Origin of the sequence: Amycolatopsis nalaikhensis, from assembly GCF_030264295.1 — a bacterium.
Lineage (GTDB): Bacteria > Actinomycetota > Actinomycetes > Mycobacteriales > Pseudonocardiaceae > Amycolatopsis > Amycolatopsis nalaikhensis.
Window position 1 is genome coordinate 7,647,185 of record NZ_CP127173.1, and the last position, 20,650, is coordinate 7,667,834.

The window sequence follows — 20,650 nt, forward strand, 5'->3', positions numbered from 1 at the left end:
GGGCTGAAGGGGACTTTCCTGGCATGTGACGGGAGGAAAGGGCCCTTCAGCGCATCAGATGCGATGAAGGGGACCTTCAGCCCACGCGGGCGGACGGACGCTGTGGGCGAACACGTTCCGTGGTCGACCCAGCGCGATTGGTGCCCGCGTTCTCACGGCCCGGGATTCGCCGTGCGAACCCGCGCGACCTGCGGTATCGGCGGTCGTGTGCGCTGCGTGGTGGCGTGCAAATTGCGAAATTGAGCCGATTGGCCTAGCGCACTGCGCTCACCAGCAGCGACGCTCCGAAATCACGCTCACTACGCGCGATCGCGCGGGGACCGGTTGTGGACATCTGCCGAACACATCTGCTTGCATGTCCGGCGTCGCCGCCCGGGGGTTCGGCGCGCACTGTCGTTTCGGTACCTGAGCAAGGAAGAAGTGGGACCACACATGGCGAGCCGGGCCCGGGAACTCCTGGATCGATCACGCGTCCTGCTGGACCGTTCGCGCGTCGCCGCGGCGCAGTTCCTGACGGCGCCGCCGAAGCACCCCGGGTACGCGCCCGCCGCCGGACCGGCCATCGCCGAGCTGCCGCCCGCCCAGCCGGCGGAGCAGGCTCCGGACGCCGAGCCGACACGCGCGCCCGCCGACGAGGCTGTGCTCGCCGAGATCTGCGCCAGCGTCGCCCTGCGTGACCTCAACCTGCTCGACCAGCTGCTCTCGCGGCTGGAAGAGCTCGAAGCCGGCGAAGAGGACCACCACCGCCTCGCCGAGCTCTACCAGCTCGACCACCTCGCGACCCGGCTGCGCCGCAACGCCGAGAACCTGCGCGTGCTGGCCGGGCAGGACACCACCGACGACGCCGCCCGCGCCACCTCGGTGCTCGACCTGATGCGCGCGGCGATGTCCTCGATCGACCACTACGCCCGGATCACCATCGGCCGGGTCGTCAACCTCGGCGTCGTCGGCTTCGCGGCGGAAGACCTCGGGCGGGTGCTCGCGGAGCTGTTCGACAACGCCGCCAACCAGTCGTCGCCCAGCTCGCCGGTGCACGTCAGCGCGCACCTGACCGAGCAGGGCAGCGTGCTCGTCCGGATCGAGGACGAGGGCATCGGCATCCCGGCCGACCGCATCGACGGCCTGAACGCGCGGCTGGCCGCCGGCGGTGACCTCGACGACGCCGCGGCCCGGCACATGGGTCTCGCCGTGGTCGCCCGCCTCGCCGCGCGCCACGGCGTCACGGTCAAGCTCGACCGGCGCAGCCCGCACGGCACCGTGGCCACGGTGCTGCTGCCCACCGGCGTCGTCACCGAGCTGTCCGAGAACGCCTGGTCGGGCACCCGCACCGTGACCGTCGAGCCGGTCAAGGTCAACGGCGAGCCGGTCGCCGCCGGCACCCTGCCGCGCCGCCGCCCCGGCGCCTTCCCGCGAGAGGAGTCCGCGCCCGTGCCGCGCAAGCCCAGCCCCCGGCCCCGGCCGGTCGAGCAGGTCGACGGCGGCATGACGGCCAACGGCCTCCCGCGCCGCGTGCCCGGCAGCATCCGCGGCGCCGCCCCGGAACCACCCCCGCCACCGCCACCGGCCGCGGAGGCGTCGTCCGGGCACGAGCAGCTGCTCGCCGACCTCGGCGCGTTCGCCGACGGCGAGCGGGCGGCCCTCGACGAGAACAACCGCACCCGGCACGACGAGACGCCCGGAGGAACCGCCTCGTGAGCGCCCCCCACCCGACGCCGGCGAACTTCGCCTGGCTGCTCGACGACTTCGTGCGCAAGGTCCACGGCGTCAGCCACGCGCTGATCATGAGCGTGGACGGCTTCCCGCTGACCGCGTCCGACTCGGTGGGCGAAGCCGAGGCCGAGCAGCTCGCGGCCATCGCCAGCGGCCTGCTCTCCCTGGCCGGCAACAGCGCGGCGCTGTTCGGGAAGGGCGCCTGCGAGCAGATCATCATCCGGCTCACCCACGGCTACTTCCTGTTCATGGGCATCGGCTCCGGTGCCGGGCTCGCGGTGCTGACCTCGGGCGAGGCGGACATGAAGGTGGTCGCCTACGAGATGACCCAGTTCATCACCAACGCCGGCCACGCGCTCACCCCCGAGGTGCGCGCCGAACTGCGCCAGGTGCTCACCGCGCGCCGCCCGCGGGTGTGATGGTCGTGCCCGACGAGGAAGTGATGTCAGTGTCCAAGAAGGACACCGCCTTGCCGCGGCGGAGCCGCCGCATCCGGGCGTACGCGCTCACCGGCGGCCGGACCAGCACCCGCCACCAGCTGCTGGTGGAGACGCTGGTCTCGGTGCCGCAGTACGACCCGGCGCTGAGCGACACGCTCATGCCCGAGTCGCGCTCGCTCTACGAACGCGCCCGGACGCGGTGCTCGATCGCCGAGCTGTCGGTCGGGCTGGACCTGCCGCTGGGCGTGGTGCGGGTGCTGATCGGCGACCTCGCGTCCCAGGGCGCGGTGTTCGTCCACCCCACGGCGCACGCCTACCACCACGACACCAACGTGCTCGAGAGGATCCTTGATGGGCTCAAGCGGCTCCCCGCCTGAGGGCGATCTGCTGACGATCTCCGCGAAGATCGTCGTCGCCGGGGGCTTCGGTGTCGGCAAGACCACCTTCGTCGGCGCGGTGTCGGAAGTGCCGCCGATGAGCAACGAGGCGTGGATGACCGAGGCGGGCGAAGGGATCGACGAGATCCCGCCCGGTGGCAAGTCGACCACGACCGTCGCGATGGACTTCGGCCGGATCACGCTGCGCCCGGACCTGCTGCTGTACCTGTTCGGCACGCCCGGCCAGGCGCGGTTCTGGTTCCTGTGGGACGACCTGAGCCGCGGCGCGCTCGGCGCCGTGGTGCTGGTCGACACCAGCCGGATCGACGAGTCGTTCGCGGCGATCAACTACTTCGAGAACGACTCGGAGCTGCCGTTCGTCGTCGCGGTCAACCAGTTCGAGGGCAAGCCGGTGCACGACCTCGACGAGGTGCGCGAGGCCCTCGCGCTCGACCCGAGCGTCCCGCTGGTCACCTGCGACGCGCGCGACCGCGCGTCCACGATCGCCACCTTGACCGAACTGGTCAGCCACACGCTGTCGCTCGCCGTGCTCTCCGGTCCGCGCGAGCTGGCCGGCAGCGTCCCCCAGGTCTGAGTGAACGAGGAGAGAAGAGCTTCATGCGCAGAGTCCTGATCGTGGGCGCCGGCCAGTCCGGGCTCCAGCTGGCCCTGGGACTGCTGGCGAAGGACTACGACGTCACGGTGATGTCGGCGCGGACGCCGGACGAGATCCGGGCCGGGCGCGTGATGTCGACCCAGTGCATGTTCAACGACGCGCTGCAGCACGAGCGCGACCTCGGCCTGAACCAGTGGGAGGCCGACACCGTCAAGGTCGAGGGCCTCGGGGTGTCGGTGGCCGCGCCGGACGGCGGCCGCGCGCTCGACTGGTTCGCCGAGCTGGACCACTACGCGCAGTCGGTCGACCAGCGCGTGAAGATGGCGGGCTGGCTGGAGCTGTTCGAGGAGCGCGGCGGCAAGCTCGTCATCCACGGGGTGATGACGTCCGAACTGGACGCGCTGGCCCGGCTGTACGACCTGGTGATCATCTCGGCGGGCAAGGGCGAGCTGGTCCAGCTGTTCGACCGCGTGCCCGAGCGGTCGCCGTACACGCAGCCGATGCGCGCGCTTTCGCTGGCCTACGCCCACGGCGTGCGCCCGCGCCCGGAGCACCCGGACAAGATGGCCGTGCGGTTCAACATCGTGCCCGGGGTCGGCGAACTGTTCATGATCCCCGCGTACACGCTCAGCGGGAACTGCGACATCCTGTTCTTCGAGGGCGTCCCCGGCGGGCCGCTGGACTGCTTCGACGACCGCCCGGGCCCGGCCGAGCACTTCGTGCGGATCCTCGACCTGATGCGGCAGTTCGTGCCGTGGGAGTACGAGCGCTGCCGCGACGCCGAGCTGACCGACGCGAAGGCCACCCTGGCCGGCGGGTACACGCCGGTGGTGCGCAACCCGGTCGGCCGGCTGCCGGGTGGGGCGATCGTGCTGGGCATGGCCGACGTCGTGGTGGCGAACGACCCGATCACCGGCCAGGGCTCGAACAACGCGAGCCACTGCGCGGCGACCTACCTGGACGCGATCCTCGAGCACGCCGACCGGCCGTTCGACGCCGAGTGGATGGACGCGACGTTCGAGCGCTACTGGGCGTACGCCCGGCACGTCACCGAATGGACGAACGCGCTGCTGCAGCCGCCGCCCCCGCACGTGCTCCAGATCCTCGGCGTCGCGGGGGAGAACCCGGCCGTGGCGAAGCGGTTCGCGAACGGGTTCACGGACCCGACGGACTTCCAACACTGGTTCATGGATCCGGCACTCTGGGAGAAATACCTGGCAGAGCTCTAGATCGAGCACGGGCCAGACTGTCGCGGAGGGACGTTTCGGGCTACGGTAACTACGTAGCGTGAAGACGACCTCGGAGGTACGCGGCATGCGGGCGATGTGGAAGGGCTCGGTGTCCTTCGGGCTGGTGTCGATCCCGATCCAGCTTTACGCGGCCACCGAGAACAAGAACGTCTCGCTCCGCCAGGTGCACGAGGCCGACGGCGGCCGCATCCAGTACAAGCGGTTCTGCACGATCGACGGCGAGGAAGTGCCGTACGCCGAGATCGCCAAGGGCTACGAGCTGCCCGACGGCGAGATGGTGGTGATCACCGACGCCGAGATGGCCGAGCTGCCGCTGCCGACCCAGCGCACGATCGACGTGCTGGAGTTCGTGCCGCTGGAGTCGATCGACCCGATCCAGTACGACCGGACGTACTACCTGGAGCCGCAGAAGAACGCGGTGAAGCCGTACGTGGTGCTGCGGGACGCGCTGCACAAGTCGAGCCAGGTGGCCATCGCCAAGGTCGCCGTCCGGCAGCGGGAGAGCATGGCGGTGCTGCGGGTGCACGCCGACGTGCTGGTGATGACGACGATGCTGTGGCCGGACGAGGTCCGCGAGCCCGACTTCCCGTTCCTGCGCGACGACCCGCCGCAGATCCGCCCGCAGGAGCTGTCGATGGCCGGGTCGCTGATCGACTCGCTGGCCGAGCCGGTGTTCGAGCCGGACAAGTACCGCGACCACTACCGTGAGGCGCTCGAGCAGATGATCGAGGCCAAGGTGGCGGGGGAGGAGACGACCAAGCCGGCGGCGGTGACCGCCAAGGCCGACGTCGTCGACCTGATGGCCGCCCTGCAGGCCAGCGTCGACGCGGCGAAGAAGTCGCGCGACGCGAAGTCCTCTTCGGAGGAGTCCGATGAGGACGCCAAGCCGCCCGCGAAGAAGAAGGCCGCGCCGCGCAAGCGGGCCCCGAAGTCCGCCTGACCGCGTCCCCGGACGGGTGGTCGTCCCGACACGCCGTCCCTTTACCACAACCGGCCGCTTCCCGGTGGTACCAAGGGCTTATGGAATGTGCTTCGTGTGATGCGGGCATCGACCACTGCCACGGCACGCTGGTGGTGCACCCGGAAGGCGGATTCACCGAGTGCACCGATGCGGCCTGTGTGGACGCCGACCGCGTCCGGCACGGGCTGATCGTCGACTGCCAGGCCCTCGGCGCCGGCTGCGGGTGCGCCGCCGCGCCGGGGAAAACCTTGGTGCGCCAAGCTTCCTGAGCCTCCCGCCAGGATCCGTGGAGGTCTTCCCGCCGGGCGTCCCCGCCGGACGGGGAGGCCTCCTCGGGGTGTGGAAGGCGTCAAGCGCATAACACGATCGTGTATGCAGCTGTGTACAGCGGCTGGGCGATGTGCTAACACTAACGGGGTCCTTCGGCTCTCCCTCCCCCTCGGAGCCGGAGGACCCTTTCATGTCCGGGACCGGTCCGTTGTGGATACGTCAGCGGTCGCTGTACAGTTCACCTCATGGTGACATGTGAGACGCGGGAGTCGGCGCTGTCCCGAATCGGCCGGGCGCTGGCCGACCCGACGCGCTGCCGGATCCTGACCGCGCTGCTCGACGGCCCGCGGTACCCCGGACGGCTGGCGGAGGAGCTCGGCCTGAGCCGGTCGAACGTCTCCAACCACCTTTCCTGCCTCCGCGGCTGCGGGCTCGTCGTGGCGGGCTACGAGGGCCGCCAAGTGCGCTACGAGATCGCCGACGCGCACCTCGCGCGGGCGTTGCGCGAGCTCGTCCAGGTCGTGCTCGCGGTCGAGCCGGGGGAGGACTGCGCCGAAGAGGACGCGGTGGTGGTGCGATGACAGCCGAACCGGACGGGTGCGCCGACGGCTGCTGCGGGCCGGTCGCGGTGGTGGCGCCGGAGCGCCGCGCGGTCTTGGTGCGCCGGGTGCGGCTGCTCGTGGCCGCGACCATCACCTACAACGTCGTCGAGGCCGTCGTCGCCCTGGCGGCCGGGACCGCGGCGTCGTCGGGCGCGCTGATCGGGTTCGGGCTCGATTCGGTGATCGAGGTCGCGTCCGCGGTGGCGGTCGCGTGGCAGTTTTCCGGCGCCGACCCGGAAGCCCGGGAACGGCGGGCGCTGAAAGTGATCGCGACGTCATTCTTCGCGCTCGCGGTTTACGTCACTTTCGAAGCCGTCACCACGTTCTTGGGCGGCAAGGCACCGGAAACTTCACGCACCGGAATCGTGCTCGCCGCCGTTTCCCTCGTGGTGATGCCCGCCCTTTCCGCGGCGCAGCGCCGGGCGGGGCGGGAACTGGGATCGGCCAGCGCCGTCGCGGATTCGCGACAAACCCTGCTCTGCACTTACCTTTCCGGCGTGCTGCTGGCCGGGCTGCTGCTCAACGCGCTGCTCGGCTGGTGGTGGGCCGACCCGGTGGTCGCCCTCGCGATCGCCGCGGTGGCGGTGAATGAAGGCAGAACGGCCTGGCGGGGCGAGCATTGCTGCTGACGCCGCCGCCAGGCCGTTCCGGGGTCACGGATCAGTACCAGTGCGCACGGCCACCGATCCGGCGGCCGGTGCCACCGAGGATGGCGAGTGCGATGCCGGCCACCGCCAGGATGATGCCGATGGTGTACAGCACCGGGATACCCACGATGAACCCGATGACCAGGAGGATTACACCGAGAATGATCACTTGACACACTCCTTCGCATGGGACCCGACCGGCCTTGCCGACCGGGCGGATGCGCTCTCCCCGTGAGGATGGCCAGTTTCCCGATGCGCCAAACTGCGTCAAACGGAGCAACCCTGCATCAGTACCGGTAGTGGTCGAGCTTGTACGGACCGGCGACATCGACGCCGATGTAGTCCGCCTGTTCCTTCGTGAGCTTGGTGAGTTTCACACCGAGTGCGTCCAGGTGCAGCCGGGCCACCTTTTCGTCGAGGTGCTTCGGCAGCCGGTGGACGTCGGTGGCGTATTCGCCGGGCTTGGTGAACAGCTCGATCTGCGCGATGGCCTGGTTGGTGAACGAGTTCGACATCACGAACGACGGGTGCCCGGTCGCGTTGCCGAGGTTCATCAGGCGCCCTTCGGAGAGCACGATGATCGCGTGGCCGTCCGGGAACGTCCACTCGTGCACCTGCGGCTTGATCTCCGTCTTCACGACGCCGGGCAGCTTCGCCAGCCCGGCCATGTCGATCTCGTTGTCGAAGTGCCCGACGTTCGCGACGATCGCGTTGTGCTTCATCCGGCTCATCTGGTCCGCGGAGACGATGCCGAAGTTCCCGGTGGTGGTGATGAAGATGTCGGCGTCGGCGACCACGTCGTCGAGCTTCGACCACGTCGAGGCCGTCCATCGCCGCCTGCAGCGCGCAGATCGGGTCGATCTCGGTGACCGCGACCCGGGCGCCCTGGCCCCGCAGCGCTTCGACCGCGCCCTTGCCGACGTCGCCGTAGCCGCAGACGACGACGCGCTTGCCGCCGATCATCACGTCGGTGGCCCGGTTCAGGCCGTCCACAAGGGAGTGCCGGATGCCGTACTTGTTGTCGAACTTGGACTTCGTGACGGAGTCGTTGACGTTCATCGCCGGGAAGAGCAGCTCGCCGTCCTTGGCCAGCTTGTAGAGCCGCTTGACGCCGTTGGTGGTCTCCTCGGTGACGCCGCGGATCTCCTTGGCCATCCGGGTGAACCGGTCGCCGTCGGCGGCCAGGCTCGCGCGCAGCGTCTCCAGGACGATCCGGTACTCCTCGGGGTCCTTTTCGGACGGTTGCGGCACCGCACCGGCCGCCTCGAACTCGACTCCCTTGTGGACGAGCAGGGTGGCGTCGCCGCCGTCGTCGAGGATCATGTTCGGCGCTCGGCCGCCGGGGAAGGCGAAGAGCCGGTCGGTGCACCACCAGTACTCCTCGAGCGTCTCGCCCTTCCAGGCGAACACCGACGTGCCCGCCGGAGCGTCCACCGTGCCCTCGGGGCCGACGACGACCGCCGCGGCGGCCTCGTCCTGGGTGGAGAAGATGTTGCAGGACACCCAGCGCACCTCGGCGCCGAGCGCGACCAGGGTTTCGATGAGCACGGCGGTCTGGACGGTCATGTGGAGCGACCCGGCGATGCGGGCGCCCTTCAGCGGCTGGGCGGCGGCGTACTCGCGGCGGATCGCCATCAGGCCGGGCATCTCGTGCTCGGCCAGCCGCAGCTGCGTGCGGCCGGCGTCGGCGAGGGAAAGGTCCGCGACGGCGAAGTCGAGGCCGTTGCGGTTCTGCAGCTTGTCACTCATTGCTCGGTGCACTCCGGAGTTCGTCGGCGGAACGCTCGGGAGGCAGGACGGAAGTCCGTGTGGACAAAGAAAAAGCACCTCCCTCGCGGGAGGCGCCCTTGGAGTCGTGGTCCCGGGCCGAGCGTGGCGGAAAGAGTTCCGTCGCAGCGCCTCTCGGCCCGGGCTCCAGATTGGCAAAGCCGCGGGGAGGCTGTCAAGCGAGCGCGCAGGCCATGAGAACGTCGTCGACGTCGGCGCCGTCGACGCGGAATTCCCCGCGCAGCACGCCTTCCACGACGAATCCGCAGCGTTCGTAGACCCGGCGCGCGGCGGTGTTGTGACCGAGCACGCGCAGGGTGAGCTTGCGGGCCCCGCGTCGTCGCGCTTCGGCCACGGCGGCGTCGACGAGCCGCCGGGCGATGCCGAGCCGCTGCCGGTCCGGGTCGACGGCGAGGCCGCCGATCACCAGGACGTGCCGGTGGGCGGGGATGCCGAACCCCGCGGCGAGCCGGACGTACCCGGCGACGGCGCCGTCGTGCTCGGCGACGAGGAAGTCCTCGGGACGCGCGTCCTCGTCGAAGAAGGGCGTGCCGGGCGGCGGGGCGGGCGCGGGGGACACCACCGCGGTCCAGGTGCGCTGGTCGATCCCGGCCAGTGCGGCTTCGTCGTCGGCGCGGGCCGTCCTGATGGTGATCACCGGGGCATCCTGGCCGAAACCCCGAGGCGGCGCGAGTGATTTCAGATCAGGTGTGCCCGCCGCCAGATGCCCTCGGAGCGGCCGCCGATCAGCCCGGCGTCACGCAGGAACGGCACGATCTTCTCGGCCATCCAGCGCCGCGTCTCGTGGAAGTGCGGGTTCGCCAGCGCCGCCGCGCGGCCCTCGCGCGGGTCGATCCCGACACTCCGGTAGATCCGCGGGTCGACCATGCTGTCGATGACGCCGAAGGCGACCAGCGCCGTGCGGACCCGGTGCCGCTGCAGCGCCGCCTTCGACAGCTTCGGCGTCTCGCGCAGCACCTCCTCCTTGGCGAACCGGACGTGCCGGGCCTCCTCGACGACGTGGATGCGGTTGACCGAGCGGATCAGCGGCTGGATGCCGTCGTCGTCCATCATCGACCGCTGCAGCCGGTCGGTGGTCTCCTCGGCGACCAGCACGCTGGCGAACATCGACGGGCCCGCGGCGGTCGCGCCGAACACCTTCGCCGCGCGGTGCACGACCTTCGGGACGCCGTAGCGCGGGACGCCGAGCCGCTCGGCGGTGCGCGCGAACATCACCGAATGCCGGGTCTCGTCGCCGATCTCGGTCATCGCGTACTGCGCGTGCTCGCTGCGCGCGTCCAGGTCGAACACGTACCGCGCGAGCAGCTGCATCAGGACGATCTCGAACCACAGGCCGACGCTCATGATGCTGGCGATCTCGTGCTTGGACAGCTCGATGCGCTGCTCGGGCGTCAGCTTCGCCCAGAGGTCCGTGCCGTAGAGGGAGACGCGTTCCAGCGGCATGAACGCCTTGCCCTCGGCGAGCGGCGCCGTCCAGTCGATGTCGACGTACGGGTCGTAGGAGTTCTTCGCCGAGCTCTTGAGCAGGCGAGCCGCGGTGACGTCCCGGTCCTGGGCCTCGACGCCCATGGCGACCTCCGGAAGTAGGGGGTACACGCTGTACTAGCTACTTCGGGAGCGTACACCGGCGCGCGGGCCCTGAGTAGGCTTCCGCCGTGACCAAGGTCGACGGACGGGCGGCGCGCTGGGCCGGGCAGCAGGAACGGCGGCGCGCGGAGTTCGTCGACGCCGCCCTCGAAGCCATCGCCGAGCACGGCCCGGACGTCTCGACCGAGCAGATCGCCGAGCGCGCCGGCGTGGCCCGCACCCGGCTCTACCGCCACTTCGACGGCGCGGCCGACCTCCAGCGCGCGATCGCCGAACGCGCGGCCGAGCTGGTCACCGCCGAGCTGGCGCCGCTGTGGCACCCGGAGGGGTCGCCGAACGAGATGATCGCGACGGTCATCGCCACCCACCTGCGCTGGCTGACCGAGCACGCCCACCTGCACCGGTACCTCGTGCGCGCACTGCCGAGCAGCACCCCGGAGGGCCGCCCGGACGTCCGCGGCGCGATCGCCCGGCACCTCAGCGGGCTGTTCACCGGCTACTTGACGGCGTTCGGCCTCGACCCGGCCCCGGCGGACACCATCGCGTTCGGACTGGTCGGCTACGTCGAGTCGGCGACCACCCGCTGGCTCGACCACCCGGGCGCGCTGAGCCTGGAGCAGCTGACGGCCCAGCTGTCGGGCACGATCTGGGCGATGCTCGACCACACGTTGAAACAGGGCGGGGTGGAGCTGGACCCGGACCGGCCGTTGCCGCTGCCGGAAGGTCTCTAGCCCGGTCGTGAGTGTTCAGGGCGGTTCTAACCGCCCTGAACACTCACGACGCTTCGCGCGGGAACTCGGCGCGCACGCCCAGCAGCCGCACCGCGCGGGTCAGCTCGAACATCCCGAGCACCTCGCGCGCCGCCCGGTCGATCTCGGCGGCGTCGGACGTCGGCTCCGGGAGCGTGATGCTGTGCGTGTGGGTCAGGAACGGCACGAACCGGACCTTGACCGCGACCCGTGCCGCCGGGCGGCCCTCGTCGAGGACGTCCTGCGTGACGCGCTTGGCCAGCGCCGACACCTCCGCGGCCATCTCCGCCGGGTCCGTCAGGTCGCGCTGGTAGGTCGTCTCGCGGCTGCGCGAGCGGGCCACGTACGGCGTCGCGCTGACGTCGGCGTCGCTGATGCCGCCGCCGAGCAGCCGCAGCCACGGGCCGGTCTTGGGGCCGAACCGCGCGGCCAGCTCCGCCGGGTCCGCGCCCGCGAGGTCGAGGACGGTGTGGATGCCCAGCTCCGCGAGCTTCTTCGCGGTCTTGCCGCCGATGCCCCAGAGCGCGTCGGTCGGGCACGCGGCCATCACGTCCCACCAGTTCTCCTGGGTGAGCCGGAAGATCCCGCCCGGTTTGCCGAAGCCGGTGGCGAGCTTCGCGCGCAGCTTGTTGTCGCCGATCCCGACCGCGCACGACAGGCCCGTCTCGCGGGCGACGGCCTCCCGGATCGACTCCGCCAGCGCCTCGGGGTCGTCGGCCTCAGCGGCGAGGAACGCCTCGTCCCACCCCAGCACCTGCACGACGACCGGGAACTCCCGCAGCGTCGCCATCACGTGCTCGGACACCTCGAGGTAGGCGGGCGGGTCGCTGGGCAGGAAGACGGCGTCGGGGCAGCGCCGGGCCGCGACGCGCAGCGGCATGCCGGACTGGACCCCGAACTCGCGCGCCTCGTACGACGCGGTCGCGACGACGGCGCGTTCGGTGGGGTCGCCGTTGCCGCCGACCACGACGGGCTTGCCCCGCAGCTCGGGGTGGCGGGCGATCTCGACCGCGGCGATGAACTGGTCGAGGTCGACGTGCAGAACCCACTTCACCGGCCCAGTCTGCCCCAGAACCGTCAGAGGCGGTGGCCGGCGACGTGCGTCCACACCGTCCCGGTGAAGGCGATGATCCCGCAGAGGGTGACGCCGGGGTCGGGCAGCACGAGCCCGACGACCAGCAGGGTGACGGCGGCGATGTCCAGCGCGACCAGCAGGGCCGTGCGGAGGGCACGCGGCTTCCGGCACCGCCCTTCACGTAGGGCGGTGGCCAGGTCGGGGTCGCTGAGCTCGAGACTGCGTTCGATCTTCGCGAGCTCGGTGCGGTCGTGGTGGCTGAGCATCGGGGTACTCCTTCGGCGCCGAACCCGCCGTATCGCCTGAGCGAATACCCAATCGTCCCCCGGACGAACCGCCGAACGTCTTCTCATTTCGTGCTTTTCGCTGCTCCGACCGGGTGATCTGCGCTCCGTGACCGGTTTCGGGCACGCTAGGTTCCCCTTCGACGAGGCCGGTTGGCCCGGACGGCGGAGGGGGTGCCCGCGAGGGCAGCCGTGGGGGGTCGGGGGCCCGGTTTCCTTTCCGCGCGACGGGCGCACCCGGCCGGACCCTTCAACCAGCCGGAGGACTTCATGACCCTGCCCACCGAACCGATCGGCAGCATCCCGCGGCCGGACTACCTCGTGGCGGGCCTCGGCGACTTCGCCGAGGGCCGGATCGACGCCGCCGCGCTGGCCGAGCTGGAGAGCCGGGCGCTGGCCGACACGATCAGCCGGTTCGAGGAGACCGGGTCGCCGGTCGTCACGGACGGAGAGCAGGGCAAGCCGAGCTTCGCGACGTACCCGCTGGCCGGGCTGACCGCATTGGCCCCGGACGGCGTCGTCATCCCGTTCGCCGACGGGCACACCCGCCAGCTGCCGCGGCTGACCGCGGGCCCGTTCCGCTACGCGACCCACGCGGACGAGTACCTGACGCGGGCGAAGGCGCTCACGGGCAAGCCGGTCAAGCAGGCGGTGATCGCCGCGTCGGCGTTGTCGCTGATCTACCCGGCCGACGGCATCGAGGGGTACTCGCAGGAGCAGTTCGTCGCCGACCTGGTGAACGAGGCCGAGGCGGACATCCGCCGCAGCCTGGAGGCGGGCGCGGACAGCGTCCAGATCGACTTCACCGAGGGGCGGCTGTCGCTGAAGCTCGACCCGTCCGGCGGGCTGCTGCGGCAGTTCGTCGAGCTGAACAACGCGGTGCTCGACCGGTTCACGGCGGAGGAGCGCGCGAAGATCGGCGTCCACACCTGCCCGGGCGGCGACCAGGACTCGGTGCACAGCCTCGACGTCGACTACGCGGGCCTGCTCCCGGCGTTGTTCGACCTGAAGGCCGGACGTTTCTTCGTGCAGCTGGCGAGCGAGGCCGACCCGGAGCGCGCGCTGGGCGTGATCGCCGAGAACCTCAAGGCGGACCAGCGGCTGTTCATCGGCGTCACGGACCCGATCGACCCGCGGGTGGAGACGGCGGAGGAGGTCCGCGACCGGGTGCTCACCGCGGCGAAGTTCATCGCGCCCGACCGGCTCGGCACGTGCGACGACTGCGGGTTCTCGCCGTTCGCCGACGACACGTCGACGTCGCGGGACATCGCGTTCGCGAAGATCACGGCGCGGGTCGAGGGCACGAAGCTGGCGGCCGAGAAGCTGGGCTGAGCGTCACGCGGTCTCGGCGGCGACCTTCAGGCCGAGTGCGACGAGCACCCCGCCGAGGACGGCGTCGAGGCCGCGGCGGACGCGGCCGTCGCTGAAGAACCGGCGCAGGGTCCCGACGACGGCGGCGAGGGTGACGAACCAGAGCACGGTGCCGGCGGTCGCGATGGCGGCCAGTTCGAGCGTCTGCAACGTCGAGCCGTCGGCGGGCAGGAACTGCGGGAGCAAGGCGAGGAAGTAGACGGCGACCTTGGGGTTGAGCAGGTTGGTGAACAGCCCCTGCCGGAAGGCGGCCCCGGCCTTGAGCGGCTGGGTGTCCTTGGCGGGCCCGAGGTCCCGGTATTCGCCGCGGCGCACGGCGAGCCAGGCCTTGACCCCGAGGAAGACGAGGTAGGCGGCCCCGACGAGCTTCACGACGGTGAACGCTACGGCGGACGCGGTGAGCACGGCGGCGACGCCGAGCGCGATGGCGACGACCCAGGCGAAGACCCCGAGCGCGATCCCGGCCCCGGCGGCCATCCCGGCCCGCCTGCCCCCGGCGAGTGAAGACCGCGTGACGACGACGAAGTCCGGCCCGGGCGACATCGCTCCCAGGACGACGACCAGCAGGAACGAGGCGGCGGTGGCACCGGGGATCATGCCGCGAGCATACGACCCGGTCGCCAGTGATTTTCTCGTCACCATCGGGAAGAAGCCGTGCGCCGCCGCTGTTGGGGACGTGGTGTCGAGCCCATCGAGACTGTTCGAATTCGAACTTCCGGTAGGGTCGATCTTGTGGGCGATCCCAGGGGAGAGAGCATGACGGCTGAGGTGCGGACGCGGGTGCGGATCCCGCTGCGGCTCGACGGCGGCGTCGCGGTCGACGCCGAAGCCGTCACCTTCCGCGGCCTGGCCGACGACGGCGAGCACCTGGCCTTCGTCCTGGGCACTCCTGGCGACGTGCCGCTCGTGCGGCCGCACTCCGAATGCCTCACCGGGGACGTCTTCGGCTCCGCGCGCTGCGATTGCGGCCCGCAGCTGGCCGAGGCCGTCGCGCGGATCTCCGAGGCCGGTGGGTACCTGCTGTACCTGCGGCAGGAGGGCCGGGGGATCGGCCTCTACAACAAGCTCGACGCCTACGCCCTGCAGGACGGCGGCCTCGACACCTACGCCGCCAACGCCGCGCTCGGCCTGCCCGAGGACGCGCGGGACTACACTGTCGCCGCGCAGATGCTGCAGGCGCTCGGGGTCGCGGAAGTCGATCTGCTGTCGAACAACCCGGACAAGGCGGCCCAGCTCGAAGCGGCCGGGATCGCCGTGCGCGAGCGCGTCGCGACCGGCGTCTTCGCGACCGAGAACAACGTCCGGTACCTGCGGGCCAAGGTGGAGCAGACCGGGCACACGCTGACCCTGCCCGGCCTCGCCAGCTAGGCCAGGCGCTGGGCCGCCGCGGCCGCCGGCCCGGTGGTGAGCTTCTCCAGCAGTCCGATGAGGACCGTCTGCTCTTCGGGCGTCAGCGACGCCGCCCAGGCCCGTTCGCGGGTGTTGTGCGCCTGGTAGGCGTCCGTCACCGCCGCGTGGCCCGCTTCCGTCAACGTCAGCCGGACCGCTCGGCGGTCCTCCGGCACCTGGGTGCGGGTCACCAGCCCGTCCCGCTCCAGGGTCTTGACCAGTGCCGACACCGCCGCGCGGCTCATCCCGGCGAGCCGGGCCGCGTGGCGGGACTCCAGCGGGCCCGCGAGCCACAGCACGAACAGCACCCGGAACCCGCCCCAGCTCAGCCCGCGCGGGCGGTGCACCGTCGACTCCCAGTCGTAGACCAGCGCGCCGGCCAGCCGGTGCAGCGTGAGGCCGAGGCGCATCGCCACCGGATCGGTCGCGGGCAGCTCGGCCTGCGTCTTGCCGATCGCGTAGTCGACGAACGAGAGGTAGTCGAGCCTTCGGCCGGTCGGTCGGTCATGCGGCCAGGTTAGGCCGTGCCACGCGAGCCCCTCCCACGGCCGGTCCGCGGCGCGCTGAAGGGGACTTTCCTCGCATCTGATGCGCTGAAGGGGACTTTTATCGCATCAGATGCACTGAACGTCCCCTTCAGCCCACCGGTGCCCGGCGACGAGGGGTTCCGCGTGGCGGCCCGGCGGACTAGCCTGGCCGGGACGTTGGTCAAACCTTTGACGACCAAAGGAGCGCTCGTCGTGACGAAGAAAGCCTTCGCCTCTTCGGCCGACCTGGCGGAGAAAGCGCAAACCCTCGAAGTCCTCGCGGACGGCGTCTACGCGCTCACCGCCGAAGGCGACCCGAACATCGGCGCCATCGAAGGGGAGGACTTCCTCGTCTGCTTCGAGGCCCTCGCCACGCCGGTCGCGGCCGCCGAGTGGCTGGCGAAACTCCGCGAGCACACCGACAAACCCGTGCGCTACCTGGTGCTCAGCCACTACCACGCGGTGCGCGTGCTCGGCGCGTCGGCGTTCGACGCGGACGTGATCGTCGCGCACGAGAACACCCGCGCCCTGGTCGCCGAACGCGGCAAGGAGGACTGGGCGAGCGAGTTCGGCCGGATGCCGCGGCTGGCGAAGGGCGCGGACTCGGTGCCGGGGCTGACCTGGCCGACGCTCACCTTCTCCGACCGGCTGACCATCGACCTCGGCGGCGACCGCGGCGACCTCGTGCTGCAGTACTGCGGGCGCGGCCACACCGAAGGCGACATCGTGGCCTGGCTGCCGCGGCAGCGGATCCTCTACGCCGGTGACCTCGTCGAAGCCGAAGCCGCGCTGTACACCGGCGACGCCTTCCACCGCGACTGGTCGTCGTCCACTTTGGACCGGGTGGCCGCGTTCGGGGCCGAGGTGCTGATCGGCGGCCGCGGCGGCGTGAGCCGCGGTCGCGACGCGGTCGACGCCGCCATCGCGCAGACCCGCCACTTCCTCACCACGATGATCCGCGAGGTCGGGGCGGTGCGGGAGCGCGGCGGCACGCTCAAGGAAGCCTTCGAGCGCACGCACGCGGCGCTCGAAGGGCAGTACGGCCAGTGGCCGATCTTCGAGCACTGCCTGCCCTTCGACGTCTCGCGCTTGTGGGACGAACTGTCCGGTGTGGAGCGGCCGGTGATCTGGACCGCCGAACGCGACCGCGAGGTCTGGGACCAGCTCCAAGGATGAGCGTCGCGGTCCTCGGCAGCGGCCCGGTCGGCCAGACGGCCGCGCTGCTGCTCGCGCGCCGGGGCGTGCCGGTGGTGCTCGTCGACGAGCACGAGGTGCGTGACCCCGTGGGGTCCAAGGCGATCTGCCAGCAACGGGACACTTTGGACGTCTGGGCGTCCCTCGGCGCGGGCTGCCTCGTCGAGGAGGGGCTCACCTGGACGACGGCGCGGACCTACCACCGCGGCCAGGAGCTGTTCTCGCTGAAGCTGCCCGACGCCGGGTCCGCGTTGCCGCCGTTCGTGAACCTCTCGCAGGCGCGCGTCGAAGAGGTGCTCGACGAGCTCATCGCGGCCCAGCCGCTGATCGACGTCCGCCGCGGCCACCGCGTCACCGGGCTGACCCAGCCCGGCCGCGTGGTCGTCGAGTGCGCAACGGCGGACGGGCCGCGCCGGATCGAGGCCGACTACGCGATCGCGTGCACCGGCGCGCGCGGCGACGCGGTGCGGCGGGCCCTCGGGCTGCACCTGGCCGGGGTGTCCTTCCGCGACCTGTTCCTGATCTGCGACATCCGCGCGGACCTGCCGGGCTGGGCGGCCGAGCGCCGGTTCCACTTCGACCCGCCCTGGAACCCGGGCCGTCAGGTGCTGATCCACCCGTGCCCCGGCTCGCAGTTCCGCATCGACTGGCAGGTCCCGGACGACTACGACCTCAGCGCCGAGGAGTCCGGCGGGGCGCTGGACACCCGGATCCGGGCGATCATCGGGTCCGTGCCGTACGAGGTCGTGTGGCGCTCGGTCTACCGGTTCCACACCCGGCTGGTCCCGCGGATGCGGGCCGGGCGCGTGCTGCTGGCCGGCGACTGCGCGCACCTGGTGGCGCCGTTCGGCGCCCGCGGCCTCAATTCGGGCGTCGCCGACGCGGTGAACGCGGCGTGGAAGCTGGCCTGGGTCCTGCGCGGGGAGGCGGGGGAGGGCCTGCTGGAGAGCTATCACGCCGAGCGGCACGCGGCGGCCGTGGAGAACGCGGCGGTGACGACGGCGACCATGGACTTCCTGGTGCCGCAGGACGACGCCCAGCGCGCGCGGCGCCTCGACGTCCTCACCCGCGCGGCCACCGACCCGGCCGCCTGCGAGCAGGTCGACTCCGGACGGCTGGCCGAGCCGTTCTGGTACACCGGCTCGCCGCTGACCACGCCGGATCCGAGCCGTCCGTTCGCCGGGCGCCCGCCACGCGGTGCGGTGCCGCCACCGGGCCCCGGGATCCTGCTCCCGGACGTGACCGTCGCGAGTGGACGGTTGCGCGACCTCGCCCGGCCGGGGTTCCTGCTGCTGACCACGCCCGGCGTCGACCCCGGCGGGTTCCGGTCCGCGGAGATCCCGGTGGGCGGGGCGCTCGGCGCGCGTCCGGGCGAGGCCTGGCTGGTCCGCCCGGACGCGTACGTCGCGGCTGTGCTGTCCGACCCGTCGGCGGCGGAGGTCGAGGCCGCCCTCCGCCGCGCCACCGGGTCGTGAGTGTTCAGGGCGGTTCTAACCGCCCTAAACACTCACGACGGGTCAGGGGTAGGCGACCAGGGGGCTCACCTGGTGCGCGGTGTTGGCCGCGTCGCCCGTGTCGTTGATGACGTGGGCGATCGTGCCCACGCCGCCCAGCGATACCGAGACCAGGTTGTGGAACCGGACGCCGCTGGTGTTCGGGACCTCGAACGAGTGACTGGCCACGATGGACGGGTTCGTGTTGAAGAAGCAGTAGCTGCCGAGGCCCCAGCCTTCGTGGCTGGTCACCGAGTCGGCCACCTTGTACGCCGCCCAGCCCTGCCGTCCGCCGCCGCTGGACCAGGACGCCTGGTCCGGCGGGTCGTACGGCATCTCGTTCTGGAAGAAGTACGTCCGCCCGCCGTTGCCGTTCCACAGCACTTCGTACTGCTGGTAGTGCTCGACGAACAACCCGTACATCGTCACGTTGGCGCCGTTGACGACCAGGCCGTTGGCCGCGGTGTTGACGTTCCAGCCGACGCCGAAGGAGTGGTCGCCGCGCCAGAGCCACATGTGGTCGCCGATGACGTTGTTCGAGTTCACCACCAGCGTCTGCGTGGCCTTGCCGACGGCGGCGCCGCCGATCCGGAAGAACACGTCGTGCAGTGACGTCGGGTTCGCCGCGTGGTTCGCGGCCGAGCCCGGCTGGCCGATCTGCACGAGCACCGGCGAGTTGACCGCGCCCGCGTCGACCAGCAGCCCCGCGATCTTCACGCCGTCCACATCGGACGTCGTGATCGCCGCCGTCCCGTTGGTCGGCATCAGCGTCGCCAGGCCGAGGCCGAGCACCACGGTGTCCGGGCGCGTCACGTTCAGCGCCTGGTCGAGGTGGTAGACCCCCGGCGTCACCAGGAGGTTCTTCCCGGCGGCCAGCGCGGCGTTGAGCGTCGCGGCCGAGTCGGACGGGTGCGCGACGTAGAACTCGCTGAGCGAGATCGACTGCCCGGCCGGAGCGCCGTGGCCCCAGCTCGTGCCGACCGAGTTCTGCCGCAGCGCGGGCACGAACACGTTGTAGGAGCCCGAGCCGTCGACGTAGAGGAACGGCTTCTCCCGCAGCACCGGCGTCTGCCCGACGACGGTCTCCGGCGGGTTCGGGAACGACGGCGGCGGGGTGCCGGTCGAGCCGACGAACACCATGTTCCACACGCCGCCCTGCCAGCCGCCGAGTTCGCTGTTGCGGGTGAGGAACTGCTGCTGCGAGCCGGACACGGCGACGCCGTCGATCTTGCTGTCGGCGATCAGGCCGCCGCTGGCCCAGCCGTCGCCGCCGTTCCACAGCTGGATCTGGCTGCCGCGCAGGTGCATCCGGCGGTACGGCGCCGCCTGCGCGACGGCCCAGCGTTCGACCTGCCCGGCGGGCAGGGTCACCGAGAGGTTCTCGGCCGAGCGCCAGAAGTTCTGCGTCGCGTTGCCCTTGTTGTTCGGGTTGTCGCCCTGCTGCAGCCAGTCCGCTTCGACGCGGACGTGCCCGTTGAGGTTGACGTCGTCGGGGGAGAGGCCGAGCCCGGCGACCTGGGTGTAGAAGCCGAGGTTGACGTCGGCGTCGTAGTTCCCCGGCTTGAACAGCACGGCGTAGCGCTCGTTGCCGAACTGGTTGGTGTGCTGCTGGTTCGCGATCCGCGTCAGCCGGTCCTGGATCGTCGCGGCCGGGGTCGACGGGTCGAACACCGACACGTTCGGCCCGAGGTCCGGGTTGCGCGGGTCGGTCGGCGGGATCGTGGTGCCGCCGCCGGTGCCGTGCACCGCCACTTCCCACAGGGAGTAGCCGTAGCCGGTGGCCCGTTGCGTGCCGTAGACCCGCAGGTACCGAGCCGTGCCGCCGAGGGACACGGTCTGCGTGCCGCCGGTGCCGGTGGTGGTCGAGTAGGCCGAGGTCCAGGTGTTCGCGTCGGCCGAGAGCTGCACGCTGAACGCCTTGGCGTACGCGGCTTCCCAGGTGAGCACGACGTCGCACAGCTGCTGCGCGGAGCCGAGGTCGACCTGGACCCACTGCGGGTCGCTGAACGCGCTGGACCACCGCGTGCCCGCGTTGCCGTCGAAGGCGGCGGACGCGGGGGTGCCGCCGTTTTCGGTGGACGACGCGGTGGCGGGGTGACCCTGCGCGAGGTTCGCGGTCCCGCACGCGGCGGCCGCCGCCGGAGCGGAACCGACGACGGCGGCGGTGGTCACCGCGGTGACGAGGGTGGTCGCGAGGACGAGGAGGCGGGATAGCGGGGAGAACGTCGTTGATCTCATCTGCCTGCCTGATCGGGGGAAGACGGGTGGAACGGACGTGACGGCGGGCCGGGCGAGCCCCACAGCTCGCGCCGGTGTCGGG

The 20,650-nt window shown here is 71.3% G+C and carries 22 protein-coding genes, 1 pseudogene and 1 riboswitch; of the genes and pseudogenes, 14 read left to right on the plus strand and 9 right to left on the minus strand.

Annotated elements, in window-relative coordinates:
• Positions 1 to 432 precede the first annotated feature (432 nt).
• From QP939_RS37460 to QP939_RS37500, 9 genes are all read left to right on the plus strand, one after another.
• A complete protein-coding gene (locus QP939_RS37460) occupies positions 433 to 1,695 on the plus strand; it encodes a sensor histidine kinase (protein WP_285451152.1) in 1,263 nt (420 codons plus the stop codon).
• Positions 1,692 to 2,129 carry a roadblock/LC7 domain-containing protein gene (locus QP939_RS37465; protein ID WP_285451153.1) on the plus strand — a complete coding sequence of 146 codons (438 nt, stop codon included), beginning with the start codon at positions 1,692 to 1,694 and terminating at the stop codon, positions 2,127 to 2,129. Before QP939_RS37460 ends, QP939_RS37465 begins: the two co-directional genes overlap by 4 nt.
• Positions 2,130 to 2,152: 23 nt before the next feature.
• Positions 2,153 to 2,527 carry a DUF742 domain-containing protein gene (locus tag QP939_RS37470; RefSeq protein WP_285451154.1) on the plus strand — a complete coding sequence of 125 codons (375 nt, stop codon included), beginning with the start codon at positions 2,153 to 2,155 and terminating at the stop codon, positions 2,525 to 2,527.
• The gene (locus QP939_RS37475; RefSeq protein WP_285451155.1) at positions 2,502 to 3,122 is read left to right on the plus strand and encodes a GTP-binding protein; all 621 of its coding nucleotides are present in this window, start codon (positions 2,502 to 2,504) and stop codon (positions 3,120 to 3,122) included. Before QP939_RS37470 ends, QP939_RS37475 begins: the two co-directional genes overlap by 26 nt.
• A gap of 23 nt (positions 3,123 to 3,145) precedes the next feature.
• On the plus strand, positions 3,146 to 4,372 hold the full coding sequence (locus QP939_RS37480) for a styrene monooxygenase/indole monooxygenase family protein (protein ID WP_285451156.1): 1,227 nt from the start codon (positions 3,146 to 3,148) through the stop codon (positions 4,370 to 4,372).
• Between the two features lie 85 nt (positions 4,373 to 4,457).
• Positions 4,458 to 5,333, plus strand: a complete 876-nt coding sequence (gene ku, locus QP939_RS37485) for a non-homologous end joining protein Ku (RefSeq protein WP_285459936.1) — start codon at positions 4,458 to 4,460, stop codon at positions 5,331 to 5,333.
• An 80-nt stretch (positions 5,334 to 5,413) separates the two neighbouring features.
• Positions 5,414 to 5,623, plus strand: a complete 210-nt coding sequence (locus tag QP939_RS37490) for a hypothetical protein (RefSeq protein ID WP_285451157.1) — start codon at positions 5,414 to 5,416, stop codon at positions 5,621 to 5,623.
• A gap of 246 nt (positions 5,624 to 5,869) precedes the next feature.
• Complete coding sequence (cmtR, locus tag QP939_RS37495) at positions 5,870 to 6,205, plus strand: Cd(II)/Pb(II)-sensing metalloregulatory transcriptional regulator CmtR (RefSeq protein WP_285451158.1); 336 nt, start codon at positions 5,870 to 5,872, stop codon at positions 6,203 to 6,205.
• Positions 6,202 to 6,855: a cation efflux transmembrane domain-containing protein gene (locus tag QP939_RS37500; protein ID WP_285451160.1), complete on the plus strand. Its 654-nt coding sequence runs from the start codon at positions 6,202 to 6,204 to the stop codon at positions 6,853 to 6,855. The genes cmtR and QP939_RS37500 overlap by 4 nt, the downstream gene beginning before the upstream one ends.
• Positions 6,856 to 6,886: 31 nt before the next feature.
• Here the strand turns inward: QP939_RS37500 and QP939_RS37505 are convergent, their stop codons facing one another.
• The 4 genes and pseudogenes from QP939_RS37505 to QP939_RS37520 all read right to left on the minus strand — a co-directional run bounded on the left by QP939_RS37505 (position 6,887) and on the right by QP939_RS37520 (position 10,230).
• Positions 6,887 to 7,042 carry a hypothetical protein gene (locus tag QP939_RS37505; RefSeq protein ID WP_143168636.1) on the minus strand — a complete coding sequence of 52 codons (156 nt, stop codon included), beginning with the start codon at positions 7,040 to 7,042 and terminating at the stop codon, positions 6,887 to 6,889.
• 118 nt (positions 7,043 to 7,160) lie between these two features.
• Positions 7,161 to 8,622: pseudogene (gene ahcY, locus QP939_RS37510) on the minus strand (adenosylhomocysteinase).
• 83 nt (positions 8,623 to 8,705) lie between these two features.
• A riboswitch (S-adenosyl-L-homocysteine riboswitch) is annotated at positions 8,706 to 8,783 on the minus strand.
• A 32-nt stretch (positions 8,784 to 8,815) separates the two neighbouring features.
• A complete protein-coding gene (locus QP939_RS37515; RefSeq protein WP_285451165.1) occupies positions 8,816 to 9,298 on the minus strand; it encodes a GNAT family N-acetyltransferase in 483 nt (160 codons plus the stop codon).
• A 41-nt stretch (positions 9,299 to 9,339) separates the two neighbouring features.
• Complete coding sequence (locus QP939_RS37520) at positions 9,340 to 10,230, minus strand: AurF N-oxygenase family protein (protein ID WP_285451166.1); 891 nt, start codon at positions 10,228 to 10,230, stop codon at positions 9,340 to 9,342.
• Positions 10,231 to 10,316: 86 nt separating this feature from the next.
• Here QP939_RS37520 and QP939_RS37525 point away from each other — a divergent pair, with 86 nt between their 5' ends.
• Positions 10,317 to 10,979: a TetR/AcrR family transcriptional regulator gene (locus QP939_RS37525; RefSeq protein ID WP_285451167.1), complete on the plus strand. Its 663-nt coding sequence runs from the start codon at positions 10,317 to 10,319 to the stop codon at positions 10,977 to 10,979.
• A gap of 43 nt (positions 10,980 to 11,022) precedes the next feature.
• On the opposite strand, the gene QP939_RS37530 is transcribed toward QP939_RS37525, so the two are convergent.
• Together QP939_RS37530 and QP939_RS37535 are read right to left on the minus strand one after the other, a co-directional pair.
• The gene (locus QP939_RS37530) at positions 11,023 to 12,051 is read right to left on the minus strand and encodes a DNA polymerase IV (RefSeq protein WP_285451168.1); all 1,029 of its coding nucleotides are present in this window, start codon (positions 12,049 to 12,051) and stop codon (positions 11,023 to 11,025) included.
• A 23-nt stretch (positions 12,052 to 12,074) separates the two neighbouring features.
• A complete protein-coding gene (locus tag QP939_RS37535) occupies positions 12,075 to 12,338 on the minus strand; it encodes a DUF3040 domain-containing protein (protein ID WP_285451169.1) in 264 nt (87 codons plus the stop codon).
• A 288-nt stretch (positions 12,339 to 12,626) separates the two neighbouring features.
• Between QP939_RS37535 and QP939_RS37540 the strand changes: the two genes are divergently transcribed.
• Positions 12,627 to 13,688, plus strand: coding sequence for a cobalamin-independent methionine synthase II family protein (locus tag QP939_RS37540; RefSeq protein ID WP_285451170.1), 1,062 nt, complete (start codon positions 12,627 to 12,629; stop codon positions 13,686 to 13,688).
• 3 nt (positions 13,689 to 13,691) lie between these two features.
• Here QP939_RS37540 and QP939_RS37545 read toward each other — a convergent pair whose 3' ends face one another.
• Positions 13,692 to 14,324, minus strand: coding sequence for a LysE family translocator (locus QP939_RS37545; RefSeq protein ID WP_285451172.1), 633 nt, complete (start codon positions 14,322 to 14,324; stop codon positions 13,692 to 13,694).
• Between the two features lie 159 nt (positions 14,325 to 14,483).
• Here QP939_RS37545 and QP939_RS37550 point away from each other — a divergent pair, with 159 nt between their 5' ends.
• Positions 14,484 to 15,095, plus strand: a complete 612-nt coding sequence (locus QP939_RS37550) for a GTP cyclohydrolase II (RefSeq protein ID WP_285451174.1) — start codon at positions 14,484 to 14,486, stop codon at positions 15,093 to 15,095.
• Here QP939_RS37550 and QP939_RS37555 read toward each other — a convergent pair.
• Entirely contained in the window at positions 15,092 to 15,571 is a 480-nt protein-coding gene (locus QP939_RS37555) for a MarR family winged helix-turn-helix transcriptional regulator (RefSeq protein ID WP_434219686.1), read from the minus strand. The genes QP939_RS37550 and QP939_RS37555 overlap by 4 nt on opposite strands.
• 285 nt (positions 15,572 to 15,856) lie before the next feature.
• Here QP939_RS37555 and QP939_RS37560 point away from each other — a divergent pair, with 285 nt between their 5' ends.
• Positions 15,857 to 16,819, plus strand: coding sequence for an MBL fold metallo-hydrolase (locus QP939_RS37560; protein WP_285451178.1), 963 nt, complete (start codon positions 15,857 to 15,859; stop codon positions 16,817 to 16,819).
• The gene (locus QP939_RS37565) at positions 16,816 to 18,312 is read left to right on the plus strand and encodes an FAD-dependent monooxygenase (RefSeq protein WP_285451179.1); all 1,497 of its coding nucleotides are present in this window, start codon (positions 16,816 to 16,818) and stop codon (positions 18,310 to 18,312) included. Before QP939_RS37560 ends, QP939_RS37565 begins: the two co-directional genes overlap by 4 nt.
• Before the next feature lie 42 nt (positions 18,313 to 18,354).
• Here the strand turns inward: QP939_RS37565 and QP939_RS37570 are convergent, their stop codons facing one another.
• Positions 18,355 to 20,568 (minus strand): discoidin domain-containing protein, encoded by a 2,214-nt coding sequence (locus QP939_RS37570; RefSeq protein WP_285451180.1) that lies wholly within the window; start codon positions 20,566 to 20,568, stop codon positions 18,355 to 18,357.
• Between the last annotated feature and the right edge of the window lie 82 nt (positions 20,569 to 20,650).

Bases quoted from the DNA above. Each gene is read 5' to 3' on its own strand.
- QP939_RS37460 (WP_285451152.1), top strand. From the start codon at position 433: ATGGCGAGCCGGGCCCGGGAACTCCTGGATCGATCACGCGTCCTGCTG.
- QP939_RS37470 (WP_285451154.1), top strand. From the start codon at position 2,153: ATGTCAGTGTCCAAGAAGGACACCGCCTTGCCGCGGCGGAGCCGCCGC.
- QP939_RS37475 (WP_285451155.1), top strand. From the start codon at position 2,502: ATGGGCTCAAGCGGCTCCCCGCCTGAGGGCGATCTGCTGACGATCTCC.
- QP939_RS37480 (WP_285451156.1), top strand. From the start codon at position 3,146: ATGCGCAGAGTCCTGATCGTGGGCGCCGGCCAGTCCGGGCTCCAGCTG.
- ku (WP_285459936.1), top strand. From the start codon at position 4,458: ATGCGGGCGATGTGGAAGGGCTCGGTGTCCTTCGGGCTGGTGTCGATC.
- QP939_RS37490 (WP_285451157.1), top strand. From the start codon at position 5,414: ATGGAATGTGCTTCGTGTGATGCGGGCATCGACCACTGCCACGGCACG.
- cmtR (WP_285451158.1), top strand. From the start codon at position 5,870: ATGGTGACATGTGAGACGCGGGAGTCGGCGCTGTCCCGAATCGGCCGG.
- QP939_RS37500 (WP_285451160.1), top strand. From the start codon at position 6,202: ATGACAGCCGAACCGGACGGGTGCGCCGACGGCTGCTGCGGGCCGGTC.
- QP939_RS37520 (WP_285451166.1), bottom strand. From the start codon at position 10,230: ATGGGCGTCGAGGCCCAGGACCGGGACGTCACCGCGGCTCGCCTGCTC.
- QP939_RS37535 (WP_285451169.1), bottom strand. From the start codon at position 12,338: ATGCTCAGCCACCACGACCGCACCGAGCTCGCGAAGATCGAACGCAGT.
- QP939_RS37540 (WP_285451170.1), top strand. From the start codon at position 12,627: ATGACCCTGCCCACCGAACCGATCGGCAGCATCCCGCGGCCGGACTAC.
- QP939_RS37545 (WP_285451172.1), bottom strand. From the start codon at position 14,324: ATGATCCCCGGTGCCACCGCCGCCTCGTTCCTGCTGGTCGTCGTCCTG.
- QP939_RS37550 (WP_285451174.1), top strand. From the start codon at position 14,484: ATGACGGCTGAGGTGCGGACGCGGGTGCGGATCCCGCTGCGGCTCGAC.
- QP939_RS37565 (WP_285451179.1), top strand. From the start codon at position 16,816: ATGAGCGTCGCGGTCCTCGGCAGCGGCCCGGTCGGCCAGACGGCCGCG.
- QP939_RS37570 (WP_285451180.1), bottom strand. From the start codon at position 20,568: ATGAGATCAACGACGTTCTCCCCGCTATCCCGCCTCCTCGTCCTCGCG.